General features: G+C 69.9%; 9 protein-coding genes and 1 pseudogene. 6 read left to right on the top strand and 4 right to left on the bottom strand.

Annotated features, from left to right (window positions below; all coding sequences use genetic code 11):
- Window positions 1-16: 16 nt before the first annotated feature.
- Complete coding sequence (locus ACZZZF_RS08150) at window positions 17-436, bottom strand: prolipoprotein diacylglyceryl transferase (RefSeq protein WP_285365183.1); 420 nt, start codon at window positions 434-436, stop codon at window positions 17-19.
- Window positions 437-452: 16 nt separating this feature from the next.
- On the opposite strand from ACZZZF_RS08150, the gene ACZZZF_RS08145 reads away from it, so the two are divergent.
- The 5 genes and pseudogenes from ACZZZF_RS08145 to ACZZZF_RS08125 all read left to right on the top strand — a co-directional run bounded on the left by ACZZZF_RS08145 (window position 453) and on the right by ACZZZF_RS08125 (window position 4,985).
- Entirely contained in the window at window positions 453-1,946 is a 1,494-nt protein-coding gene (locus ACZZZF_RS08145) for an L-serine ammonia-lyase, iron-sulfur-dependent, subunit alpha (RefSeq protein ID WP_072590750.1), read from the top strand.
- A gap of 52 nt (window positions 1,947-1,998) precedes the next feature.
- Entirely contained in the window at window positions 1,999-2,751 is a 753-nt protein-coding gene (locus ACZZZF_RS08140; RefSeq protein WP_372983844.1) for an AAA family ATPase, read from the top strand.
- Window positions 2,752-2,785: 34 nt separating this feature from the next.
- Window positions 2,786-3,382 carry a TetR/AcrR family transcriptional regulator gene (locus ACZZZF_RS08135; protein ID WP_056276946.1) on the top strand — a complete coding sequence of 199 codons (597 nt, stop codon included), beginning with the start codon at window positions 2,786-2,788 and terminating at the stop codon, window positions 3,380-3,382.
- Window positions 3,383-3,478: 96 nt separating this feature from the next.
- Window positions 3,479-4,255: an ABC transporter ATP-binding protein gene (locus ACZZZF_RS08130; protein ID WP_463497895.1), complete on the top strand. Its 777-nt coding sequence runs from the start codon at window positions 3,479-3,481 to the stop codon at window positions 4,253-4,255.
- A pseudogene (locus tag ACZZZF_RS08125) lies at window positions 4,252-4,985 on the top strand (ABC transporter permease). Before ACZZZF_RS08130 ends, ACZZZF_RS08125 begins: the two are co-directional and overlap by 4 nt.
- Before the next feature lie 7 nt (window positions 4,986-4,992).
- Here ACZZZF_RS08125 and hrpB read toward each other — a convergent pair.
- The 3 genes from hrpB to ACZZZF_RS08110 form a co-directional block, all read right to left on the bottom strand.
- The gene (gene hrpB / locus ACZZZF_RS08120; RefSeq protein ID WP_463497893.1) at window positions 4,993-7,545 is read right to left on the bottom strand and encodes an ATP-dependent helicase HrpB; all 2,553 of its coding nucleotides are present in this window, start codon (window positions 7,543-7,545) and stop codon (window positions 4,993-4,995) included.
- Window positions 7,546-7,648: 103 nt separating this feature from the next.
- Entirely contained in the window at window positions 7,649-9,250 is a 1,602-nt protein-coding gene (locus tag ACZZZF_RS08115; RefSeq protein ID WP_053098808.1) for an SPFH domain-containing protein, read from the bottom strand.
- A 250-nt stretch (window positions 9,251-9,500) separates the two neighbouring features.
- Window positions 9,501-9,929 carry a MarR family winged helix-turn-helix transcriptional regulator gene (locus tag ACZZZF_RS08110; RefSeq protein WP_053098809.1) on the bottom strand — a complete coding sequence of 143 codons (429 nt, stop codon included), beginning with the start codon at window positions 9,927-9,929 and terminating at the stop codon, window positions 9,501-9,503.
- A 308-nt stretch (window positions 9,930-10,237) separates the two neighbouring features.
- On the opposite strand from ACZZZF_RS08110, the gene ACZZZF_RS08105 reads away from it, so the two are divergent.
- The gene (locus ACZZZF_RS08105) at window positions 10,238-11,821 is read left to right on the top strand and encodes an SLC13 family permease (protein WP_463497890.1); all 1,584 of its coding nucleotides are present in this window, start codon (window positions 10,238-10,240) and stop codon (window positions 11,819-11,821) included.
- Window positions 11,822-11,827: the final 6 nt, after the last annotated feature.

Genomic DNA, 11,827 nt, shown 5'->3' with positions numbered 1-11,827 from the left:
GCGAGGTAGGAGTCGCTCAGTCGCCCTCGTCGGTCTCCGGACCGTCGATGACCCCGATCCCGACCGCCTCATGGTCGGGCTCGGGGTCGTTTCGCGACGGAGCCTTGGGCTCTTCCGAGGGCTCCTTCTCGGTGCTCGGCTCTTCGAGTTCGTCGTTGCTCGGAACCTCCGACGGATCCGCGTCTTCGGGGGACTCCGCCTCCGCCGGCTTCTCGGCGGTGTTCGCCGGATCCTTGAACTCGCCGGCATCGCCGGACGAGGGCGTCGGAGTGGGGGTCTGGGCCTCGGGGTCGAGGCCGGAGGTCGGGTCCTGCTCGGGCGTGCTGTTCGTCATGATCGTCCCTTTCGCATCGAGTGCACCCCCAGCATCCGTCAGCGGCTGCGAGGCGAGAAGGGCCTTGACGACAGCCTCCGGAGCGTCCGTCTTCCTGCGCACGACGTAGGCTGAAGAGGTGACAGCGTACGTCTCGGCCTTCGATCTCTTCTCCATCGGAGTGGGCCCCTCGAGCTCCCACACGGTCGGGCCGATGCGGGCGGCCCTCGCGTTCGCTCAGCGCCTGCGCTCGTCCGGAGCTCTCGATCGCGTCGCACGCATCGGATGCACGCTGTACGGCTCTCTCGGCGCCACCGGAATCGGTCACGGCACGCCGGATGCGGTCGTCGCGGGCCTTCGCGGGCTGTCGCCGGAGAGCTGCGACCCGGCCGACGTGCGCGCCGCCTGGACCGACCTTCGCGACGGCGCCACGGTGCGCGTCGACGGGGTCCATGAGATCCCGTTCTCGAAGGCCGACATCGTCTTCGAGCCGCGAACCCGGCTGCCCGGTCATCCGAACGCGATGACCATCACCGCCCGGGACGATGCCGGCGGTGTCGTCGCCGAAGAGACCTATTACTCCGTCGGCGGCGGGTTCATCCGCCGGGACGGCGAGGAGGCGAAGCTCGCCTCGGCCCCACTGCCCTACTCGTATGCCGACGCCGCGTCGCTGCTCGCACTGTGCGACGAGCACGGACTGTCGATCGCCGAGATCGCGCGACTCAACGAGACCGCTGAGCGCTCGGAAGAAGAGGTCGCCGCCGGACTCGATGCGATCTGGGACGCCATGGCTGCGTGCGTCGAGAACGGACTGCACTCGGACGGCGTCCTGCCGGGGATGCTCAAGGTCAAGAGGCGGGCGAGCATGATCCGCGCGCAGCTCGAGGAGGCGGAGGCCGACGGTCATCGCGAGCTGCCGGGAGAGTGGCTCGGTGCCTTCGCGCTCGCGGTCAACGAAGAGAACGCGGCGGGCGGTCGCGTCGTCACGGCGCCGACCAACGGCGCCGCCGGCATCCTTCCCGCCGTCGCGATGTACTGGTGGCGGTTCCTGGCGGACTCGGGCCTCGGTGCGGGCAATGCCGTGACGCCGTACGGAGAACTCGTCGGCAGTGCGCTGCTCGGCTTCGACGGCACGCGGGCGATCGAGGCGGCGCAGGCCGAGGACGACGACGCCGTCGCCGACGCGAACCGCCGCCGTGGCATCCGTCGGTTCCTCCTCACGGCCACGGCGCTGGGCTCGCTGTTCAAGGCCAACGCCTCGATCTCGGGGGCCGAGGGTGGCTGCCAGGCTGAGGTCGGCTCGGCCTGCGCGATGGCTGCCGGAGGGCTCACCGCCGTGATGGGCGGCACCAACCGGCAGATCGAGAACGCCGCCGAGATCGCGATGGAGCACCACCTCGGGCTCACCTGCGACCCGATCGGCGGCCTCGTGCAGATTCCGTGCATCGAGCGCAATGCGATCGCCGCGTCGACGGCGGTGACGGCCGCCCGTCTGGCGCTGCGCGGCGACGGCAGCCACTACGTCTCCCTCGACGCGGTGGTCGAGACGATGCGCCAGACCGGAATCGACATGTCGACCAAGTACAAGGAGACCAGCGAGGGTGGTCTCGCGGTCAACGTCATCGAGTGCTGAGTCATTCCGAGCGCGTCGGCGGCTGCGGATAGCCTCCTCTGAGGAGGCGCGCATGGAATCGATCTGGACCCCGGGCAGTCGCAGGCGGCGGGAGCAGCCCATCGTCGCCGTGGGCGCGAATGGTGACGCGCCGGATTCCGGCCGCATGTGGCCGACCACCATTCCCGCCGTCGCCCAGGTGCTCGAGGAAGGCATCGATCTCGCTCCCGGGGTGACCTTCCTCGTCGGCGAGAACGGCAGCGGCAAGTCGACGATCGTCGAGGGCATCGCCGTCGCCTACGGGCTCTCGCCCGAGGGAGGGTCCCGCCAGGCGATGCACAGCACGCGCCCCAGCGAGTCGCCGCTGTCGGAGTGGCTGCAGCTGCAGCGCGGAGTCGGAGCCAACCGCTGGGGATTCTTCCTGCGAGCCGAGACGATGCACTCGTTCTACACCTACCTCGAAGAGAATCCCTCCGCGAGGGGCGACGTGGCGTTCCACGAGATGAGCCACGGCGAGTCCTTCCTCGCTCTGCTCGACAGTCGATTCGATGAACCCGGCTTCTACTGTCTCGACGAGCCAGAGGCAGCGCTCTCGTTCCAGTCCACCCTCGCCCTCATCGCGGTGCTGCAGCGCATCGTCGACGACGGGGGTCAGGTGCTGTGCGCGACGCACTCGCCGGTGCTCGCCGCGCTGCCGGGAGCTCGCATCCTCGAAGTGGGGGAGTGGGGCATCCGTCCCGCCGAGTGGAACGACCTCGAGCTGGTGAACCACTGGCGGTCGTTCCTGCAGGACCCGCCGCGGTACCTGCGGCATCTGCTCGACTGAGGGGAGCGCGCAGATCTGGTCGTAGGCTGGCGCCATGACCGAGCAGCGTGCGCCCAAGAAGCGCGGGCGTCCGCGTGGCGTCTCCGATGCGCGCGAACGCATCATCGCCGCCGCAGTCGACGAGTTCGGCGAGCACGGATACGACGGCACGACGGTGCGCTCGATCGCGGCTCGTGCCGACGTCGACTCGGCGCTCGTGCACCACTACTTCGGCACGAAGGCAGACCTCTTCGCTGAGGCGGTCGGCATTCCGCTGCGCCCCGACATCGACGTGCCGGCCATCGTCGCGGGTCCGCGTGACGCCGTCGGCGAGCGTCTCGTGCGGTACGTGCTCGAGGCCTTCGAGCAGCCCGACATCCGTCGCCGCGGCGTCATGCTCATTCGGACGGCGATCGGCAGCCGGCTCACCACGCCCCTTCTCGCGGGGTTCCTCTCTCGCGAACTCATCGGCCGGATCGCGAAGACGCTCGGCGTCGCGGATGCCGAGCTGCGCGCCACACTCGTCGCCTCGCAGATCGCCGGTCTGCTGCTCACGCGCTACGTGCTGCGGCTCGCGCCGATCGCCGCGGCATCCGTCGATGACATCGTCTTGCGGGTCGGACCGACCGTGCAGCGCTACCTCTTCGAATAGCGCGGGCCACGCGCCGCACTGCCGCCTGCATCCCGCCTCGGCTTCGGGCACGAGTACCCGTTGACCCCGCGACTCGCGCGGCGCATAATTCATCACATGATGAATAAAGCGGCGGTCGAGATCTCGGGGCTGCGAGTGCGACGGGGAAGGACGCAGGTCTTCGACGGTGTCGACCTGGTGATCCCCCGGGGCGAGATCACCGGCTTGCTGGGTCCCTCGGGATGCGGCAAGACCACGCTGATGCGCTCGATCGTGGGTGTGCAGCGGATCACCGCCGGCATGGTGACGGTGCTGGGGGAACCGGGCGGATCGCCGCGGCTGCGGCATCGGGTGGCGTACGGAACACAGGGTGCCGCCGTGTACGGCGATCTCACCGTCCGGCAGAGCCTCTCGTACTTCGCGGCGGTGCTGAAAGCACCGAAGGGCGACGTCGACCGGGTGCTCGACGAGGTCGGGCTTCGGGCGCAGGCCGCCCAGCTCGTCGACTCGCTCAGCGGTGGCCAGGCGACGCGCATCTCGCTGGGGATGGCACTGATCGGATCCCCCGAGCTCATCGTCCTCGACGAACCCACGGTCGGCCTCGACCCCGTGCTGCGCGCCGAACTGTGGGACCTGTTCCGCGGCCTCGCCGCGCGCGGCGTCACCATGATCGTCTCGAGTCACGTGATGGACGAGGCGCTGCGATGCGATCGGCTCGTGCTGATGCGGAGCGGGCGGATCATCGCCGACACGGACCCAGCCGGACTCCTCGCCGACACGGGCACGACGGAGCCCGAGGCGGCGTTCCTCGCCCTGATCGAGCGGGACAGCCGAGCGACCGGGGGTCCAGCGGCGGGCAGCACCCGGCGCGCACGGCGGGAGGCCTCGGAATGAACGGCGGTCGGATGCTCGCCACCGCCGCCCGGGTGCTCGGACAGCTGCGGCACGATCCTCGCTCGATCGCGCTGATGTTGATCGCGCCGAGCCTGCTGGTCGGACTCTTCGCGTGGCTCTTCAGCGATCAGGACGGCGTGTTCGATCAGTTCGGGGAGCGATCCTCGCGCTGTTCCCATTCATCGTGATGTTCCTGATCACCTCGATCACCACCCTGCGGGAGCGACGCTCCGGCACCCTCGAACGTCTGATGACCACTCCGCTCGGCAAGGCCGACTTCATTCTCGGCTATGCCCTGGCGTTCGGGCTGATGGCGCTGCTGCAGGCGATCATCACCGTGTCGTTCGCGGTCGGCGTCTGCGGGCTCGACGTCGAGGGTGAGCTCTGGCAGCTCGGACTCGTCGCCGTCGTCGACGCTCTCCTGGGCACCGCCCTTGGGCTCCTCGCGAGCGCCTTCGCGCAGACCGAGTTCCAGGCGGTGCAGTTCATGCCGCTGCTCGTCTTCCCGCAGATCATCCTCGGCGGGCTCTTCATGCCGCGCGATCAGATGCCCGACGTGCTGTACGCCATCTCGGGCTGGCTGCCCCTGAGCTATGCGATCGACACGATCAACGCCGTCACGGCCGGCGACGAGGGGTGGGACGTGTACGGACCCCTGCTGGTCGTCGTCGCCTTCGGAGTCGGGGCGCTCGTCCTCGCATCGCTGACCCTGCGACGTCGCACCGCGTGAGGCAGGGTCAGCGCGCGGCGCGGTTCTTGGTGTGCTTCGTGGGCACGGCCGCCCACGGGTCCTCCGGCCAGGGATGCCTCGGGTAGCGCCCTCGCATCTCCGCGCGAACCTGGGCATAGGGGCCCGACCAGAACGAGGCGAGGTCGTCGGTGACCGCGAGAGGGCGCCCCGCGGGCGACAGCAGGTGGAACAGCACCGGCACGCGTCCGTCGACCAGTCGAGGAGTCTCGGCCCAGCCGAAGCACTCCTGCAGCTTCACAGCGACGACCGGGGGTGCCGAGGTGTCGTCCGGTTCGGGGTAGGTGATGCGGATACGGGATCCGCTCGGCACCGCGAGGCGCTCGGGTGCGAGCTCGTCGAGGCGCGCCGCCTCGGGCCAGGGCAGCAGTCGACGCAGAGCCGAGGACAGATCCACTCGCGCTGCGGGGGTGCCGCCCGCCAGGGTGTCGAGCTCGGGAGCGAGCCAGTCATCGAGAGTGCTGAGCAGCCCGGAATCCGACACGTCGGGCCACGGGCCGCCGAGCTCTCGCCGCAGCAGGGCCAATCGGCGTCGGAACGCGGTCGCGGCATCCGACCAGGCGAACATGCCGAGCCCGTCGCGCAGGACCGCGCGGCGCACGGCATCCCGCCCCTCTTGAGCAGAGGGGCGCACGGGCGAGGACGAACGCAGGATCGCACCGACGCGGCGCTCACGGCGCGCCTGCACGCGACCTCCCGTGAACTCCGCCTCGACTCGGTCGGTCAGCAGGTGACTCGCAGCGCGTTCCATCTGGGCTTCCGTGAGCACAGCCGCGGATCGGATGATCGCGCCTGACCCTGCCGCCACTCGCGCCGTGGCCCGCGCGACGTCGGCGACCGCGAGCCACTCGACTGCGGCGAGCGGGCCAGTCACTCCGGCACGGGTTCCGGACGCCAGGAGGAAGACCGCTCCGTGGGCGGTGCGCTCGACACGATGCGCGATCCGGTCGGGGAACGCCAGTGCGATCACGAGTCCGACGCCGTCGAGACTCGATCGCACGTCCCCCGCCGGAGCGACCATGCGCTCGAGGCGGTTCGCGTCGTCACGCCAGCGGCGAGCGTCCGGTGTCCGTCCGCCGCGCAGGGTGATGAGCGCCTGTGCGACGTCGGCCTCGGCGATGCGCAGGTCGCCGCCGAGCACGGCGACGACCTCTGCGGCGAGACGGCTGCCGACGACCGAGCCGCCGTCACGGAGAGCGCGGGCGAGCCGGGGGTCGGCGGGGATCCGGGCGAGAGCTCGACCCTCGGCCGTGGCGCGGCCCTCGTCGTCGATCGCGCCGAGACCGCGCAGCACCGAGACGGCATCGGCCAGGTTGTCTCGGGGCGGCGGGTCGATCATGCGCAGGCCTTCTGCACCCGGGGCACCCCAGCAGGCGAGCAGCAGGGCGGCATCCGCGAGGTCGGTCACCGCGATCTCGGGTGTCGGGCGGGCCGGGGCGGCCGCATAGGTGCGCTCGTCGACGCAGCGGATGACGATGCCCGGGCCCTGGCGCGTGGCGCGACCGGCGCGCTGCACGCATGACGAGCGCGACGCGGCAGTCGTGACCAGACCCGTCATGCCGCGCGCGGCATCACGTTGCGGATGCCGCGACAGACAGCTGTCGACGACGAGGCGCACTCCGGGCACGGTGAGCGACGACTCCGCGAGCGAAGTCGTCACGATGATGCGCGGAGGCTCATCCGGTCGACGCCCGCGGATCACGGCATCCTGCTCCGCCGCGGGGATCTGACCGTGCAGCTCTCGCACGTCGAACGCCGCGCTCGCATCGCGGATGCGGCGGGCGATCTCCGACACCTCCCGCGCGCCCGGGGCGAACACCAGCACATCGGCCCGAGGGTTCTCGCGGACCAGCTCGAGTGCGGCCGCTGTCGTCGTGCGTGCGACGTGGTCGAGGAAGCCCCAGGTGACACCGCGCTCATCGAGGCGCGGCGTCGGGCTGGGAGCCCAGCGCTCGGTGAGAGGGAACGCCGGCACAGCGTGGTCGACGATCGGCGCGGGCAGGTCGTCGGTGCCGAGGACGGAGGCGATGCGCGCGGCATCCAGCGTCGCCGACATGGCGACGACCACGAGGTCGTCGCGCAGCTCGCGGACCTCCGAGAGCAGGCCGATCAGCAGGTCGGTCTCGAGTGCGCGCTCGTGCACCTCGTCGAGGATGACGGCATCCACACCGTCGAGGCCGGGGTCGTCGATCATGCGACGCAGCAGCACTCCGGCGGTGACGAACTCGATGCGGGTCGCCGCACCTGCCGAGCGCTCGCCGCGCACGGTGAAGCCCACGCGGGTGCCGAGTGCCGAGCCGTCGAGATGAGCGAGGCGGCGGGCTGCGGCGCGAGCCGCGACGCGGCGAGGCTGGGTGACGATCACGCGCCCGGACGACCGTGACGCCAGCAGCGGCGGCACGAGAGTGGTCTTGCCCGTGCCGGGCGGGGCGCTCACGACCACTGATCCGCTCCCGTCGAGCGCGGCCCCGAGTTCGTCCAGCGCGGCCGCGAACGAGAGCCCGGCGCCGATGGTGGCGAGGTCGAAGGCGGCGGCGGTCATTCCCTCAGTCTGCCTGGTCTCCGGAGTCATCGAGCACGGGTGGCGGAGACGACGGATGCCGCGACCGAATCGGCCGCGGCATCCGCTGTGCGCTGTGTGCTGACTACTCCGCTGCGGGAGCCGGAGGTGCCGGCGGCGGCGGGGTGGTCGGCGCAGACTGGCGGGTCGGCGTGGACGGTGCGGATGCCGCAGCCACGCCTTCGCCGATCCCGCGACCCACGGCCTGGCCCTGGATGATCGACGCGAGGTCGAGGCCCGTCGCCGCGCTGACGCTGTCGAACACCGACTTGAGTGCCTTCGCGCTGTCGGCGCCGACGACGCTCGACGCGCCGTCCTCGCCGGAGCCGCCGATGATCGAGACGCTGCCGATCGCGGCGTAGCCCTTCGAGAACTCGGCCATGATCGACGGCAGGGTGTCGAGCACCCGCTGCGACAGGAACGCGTCCTGGTTCGAGGCGATGGCCTTCGCCTCTGCCTCGACGGCGGCGGCTCGCGCCTCACCCTCGGCGCGGATGGCGTCTGCTTCGGCGTTCGCGCGCAGTCGGCGGGCCTCGGACTCGGCCTCGGCCTGCGCACGCAGTGCGTCGGCCTCACCGGTGGCTCGGGCGATCGCGGCTGCGGCCTCACCGTCGGCCTTGGCCTTGTCGGCCTGCGCCTGCTGCTCGGCGATGCGGGTGCGGGCCTCGGCCTGCTTCACCTGCTCGATCGCTCCGGCCTCCGCCGCACGCTCACGCGTGTAGAGCTCGGCCTGTGCCCGGGTCTCTGCCTCATAGCGCTGTGCGTCGGCGACGCGCTTGACGTCGGCGTCGAGCTGGGCCTGGCGGTTCTCCGCCTGCTGCTGCAGCACGGCCTGCTGAGCCTGCTCGCGGGCGAGATTCTCGGCCTGCTCGGCCTCGGCGCGAGCCCGACCGATGCCGGCGTTGGCGTTGGCGGTGTTCGTGTCGAGAGCCGTCTGCTCGACCAGGTTGGCTTCCTGGTTGGCGATGTTCTTCTGATTGATCGCGCGGTCGGCGTTGGTCTGCGAGATCTCGGCAGACTGACGCTTCGCCTGGATCTCGGGAGCACCGAGCGACTGGATGTAGCCGACCTTGTCGGTGATGCCCTTGATCTGGAACGAGTCGAGGATCAGACCCTGCTCGGCGAGCTCCTGCGAGACGTCGGCGGCGATCTGGTCGGAGAATTTCTTGCGCTCGCGCATGAGCTCGACGACAGACAGCGTCGCGACGATTCCACGGAGCGCACCTTCGAGCTGCTCAGTGGTGAACTGCTCGATCGCCTTGTCCTGCGAGGCGAAACGCTCGGCGGCGCGGCGCACGAGGATGGGGTCGGAGCCGATCTTCACGATGGCGACGCCGTCGACGTTGAGGGTGACGCTGTCGAGCGACTGGGCCTCGGCGTTGAGCGACACCTGACGCGAGCGCAGCGAGATGATCTCGTGGCGCTGGGTGATCGGGTTGACGAGGGACTTGCCGTTCACGATGACCGTGACGGGCGACTCCGACATCTCGTCTCTGGTCGTGCCGTCGGCCGAGATGACGGCCCGCTGCACCTTCTGCTTGCGCCCCGAGATGACGAGCGCCTCATCGGCGCGAGCCACCTTGATCCAGCTGCGTGCGAACAGCAGCAGGATGAGCAGGACGACGATAGCGATGGCTATCCCGATCCCGACGATGATCAGGATGCCGACGATTCCGGCGATCTCCATGGATGACCTCCCTGGTTCCCCCCGAGGGGGCGGTCGTGGATGCCGGCGCGGCCGCGCGGGCGTTCACGCTCCACCCTGCCAGAAAAGAGGGGAGGGTGTCGGGGCGGGATGCCGCCGGATCTCGGCGATGCGGAGGAGATCTGCGATACGGAGGAGGCTCAGCGCCGCGGCATCCTCCGTACGGCGGAAACCCTCCGTATGCGCCGAGCTCGTTCGGTCAGCGACCGCGGATTGCGTGCGTGCGTCGGGGTCAGCGACCGCGGAGCTTCTCCGCCAGATCGCGGAGCGTCTTCAGCTCGGCGTCGTCGAGGCGCGACATCCGCTCGGCGATCGACCGGCCATGCACCGTGGCGACGCTGCGGAACTGGCGCACACCGGCATCCGTGGCCCTGATCAGCGCACCGCGTCCGTCGTCGGGGTCGGGGCACTTCGAGACGAGTCCGCGGGCGACCATGCGGTCGACGAGGCGCGAGACGCTCGGCTGGCTGATCAGCATGTTCGCCGTGACGTCGCGCAGGCGGGCCGACATGCCGGGGGAGCGGGTCACCGTGAGCAGCACGTCATACTCCGCCTGCCCGAGATCGGTGTCATCGAAGTCGGTGTTCATCTCCGTGAACAGCTCGTGCTGTGCACGGAACAGGCTCTCCCAGGCCTCGAGGGCGAGCTTGCGATCGGTCATGGAGAACAGCGTACTGGCAACAGTAAAGGGCCGGTCGGAGAGGCTCCCGACCGGCCCTTGTCCCTTGCACCAAGAGTGTCCTGCAATCACATGCGGTGTATGCCACAGCAAACATTCACCGTGCAATCACTCTATAACGGCGAGGTAACGAATGCAACGGTTTGGTCACGGAAATCTCGACGGGCCTGCGCAGCGATCCGGCTGAGGGCAGGCGAAGATGGTGATGTCTCCTGAACAGGGGACGACGCGCTCGCCGCCGACAGCCTTCCCATTCGCTCTCATGCGCACCCCGACACCGGAGACACACGATGAACCCCGAGATCATCACCTTCCTCATACTCGGTGCGGCCGTGATCGCGTTCGTGTCGAACCGCATCCCGATGGTCATCGTCGCGATGGCGGTGCCCATCGCTCTGTGGGCGACGGGAGTGCTCTCGCTCGGCGACGCCTTCGCCGGGTTCGGCGATCCCATCGTCCTGTTCATCGTCGCTCTGTTCATCGTCAGTGAGGCGCTGGATGCCACGGGCGTCACGTCGTGGGTGGGACGGCAGCTCATGCGCCGCGCCGGCAAGAGCCGTTCGCGCCTGCTGCTCATCGTGTGTCTGCTGGCCGCCGTGCTGTCGGCGGTGATCAGCATCAACGGTGCCGTGGCTGCCCTCCTTCCGATCGTGGTGCTCGTCGCGGTACGGGCAGGCATCGCGCCGTCGCGCATGCTCCTCCCGCTCGCATTCGCCGCCGGCGCGGGGTCGCTCCTCACGCTCACCGGAACGCCGGTCAACATCCTCGTGTCCGAGGCGGCCGCAGAGGCCGGTGGGCGTGCGTTCGGGTATTTCGAGTTCGCGATCGTCGGCATCCCGATGGTCGTCCTGACGGTCGTGCTCGTGCTCGCGCTCGGAGACAGGCTCCTGCCCGAGCGCGTTCCGGACCGTCTCGAGGAGCCCGCCGACCCGAGTCACGATGCCCGCGCCTGGCGCGAGACGTATGACGTCGCGCTCGATACGGGCAGCCTCTTCACGGTCGGCGAGGGCGTCGCGGAGGTGCTCATCGGGCCGAGGTCGAGCCTGATCGGCCGGGTCGTCTCGCCCGGGATGACGACGCGACAGGAGGACCTGGTGATCCTCGCGCTCCGGCACGGCAGCCGTCCGGGCGACGTGGGCGGAAGGGCGACCGGCGCGGTCACGCTGCAGGCGGGTGACTCCGTGCTCGTCCAGGGGCCGTGGGAGGCACTGCACCGCTATACGACCTCACCCGATGTGATTCCGGTCAGCTCGCCCCAGCAGATGCAGCGGACAGTGCCGCTCGGCCGGGGTGCGCGGCGCGCGCTGGTGATCCTCGGAGCGATGGTCGTGCTCCTCGCCACGGGTGTCGTCCCGCCCGTCATCGCTGGCCTTCTCGCGGCCGGTGCCCTCATCGTCACGCGGGTGCTCACCGTGACGCAGACCTTCTCGGCGATCTCGTGGCCCACTGTCACGCTCATCGCCGGGATGATCCCGCTGTCATCGGCGTTCGTCTCCACCGGCGCCGCCGATCTCGTCGGCGACGCGGTTCTCCAGCTGGTCGGCAACACCTCGCCCCATCTCGCTCTGCTCACGATCTGCGTCGCATCGGTGATCCTCGGGCAGTTCATCTCGAACGTGGCGACCGTGCTCGTCATCGCGCCGATCGCGGTGTCCGTCGCGTCGAGCATGGGCGTCAGCGTGCAGCCGTTCATGATGGCGCTCACGGTCGTCGGAGCGGCTGCGTTCCTGACGCCGATCGCAACACCCGTGAATCTCATGGTCATGCAGCCCGCCGGCTACCGATTCGGTGACTACTGGCGTCTCGGTCTTCCACTCGTCGCGATCTACGTCGCCGTCGCGGTGCTCTACGTCCCGCTCATCTGGCCGTTCTGACTCCCG

Source organism: Microbacterium sp. AC215, from assembly GCF_979258645.1.
The sequence above is the reverse complement of the archived record's forward strand: the minus strand, read 5'-3'. Positions and strand labels throughout refer to the sequence as shown.

What these genes read in the sequence shown, in the direction of transcription:
- ACZZZF_RS08140 (WP_372983844.1), top strand. Translation starts at nt 1,999, where the DNA reads ATGGAATCGATCTGGACCCCGGGCAGTCGCAGGCGGCGGGAGCAGCCC.
- ACZZZF_RS08135 (WP_056276946.1), top strand. Translation starts at nt 2,786, where the DNA reads ATGACCGAGCAGCGTGCGCCCAAGAAGCGCGGGCGTCCGCGTGGCGTC.
- ACZZZF_RS08130 (WP_463497895.1), top strand. Translation starts at nt 3,479, where the DNA reads ATGATGAATAAAGCGGCGGTCGAGATCTCGGGGCTGCGAGTGCGACGG.
- hrpB (WP_463497893.1), bottom strand. Translation starts at nt 7,545, where the DNA reads ATGACCGCCGCCGCCTTCGACCTCGCCACCATCGGCGCCGGGCTCTCG.
- ACZZZF_RS08115 (WP_053098808.1), bottom strand. Translation starts at nt 9,250, where the DNA reads ATGGAGATCGCCGGAATCGTCGGCATCCTGATCATCGTCGGGATCGGG.
- ACZZZF_RS08110 (WP_053098809.1), bottom strand. Translation starts at nt 9,929, where the DNA reads ATGACCGATCGCAAGCTCGCCCTCGAGGCCTGGGAGAGCCTGTTCCGT.
- ACZZZF_RS08105 (WP_463497890.1), top strand. Translation starts at nt 10,238, where the DNA reads ATGAACCCCGAGATCATCACCTTCCTCATACTCGGTGCGGCCGTGATC.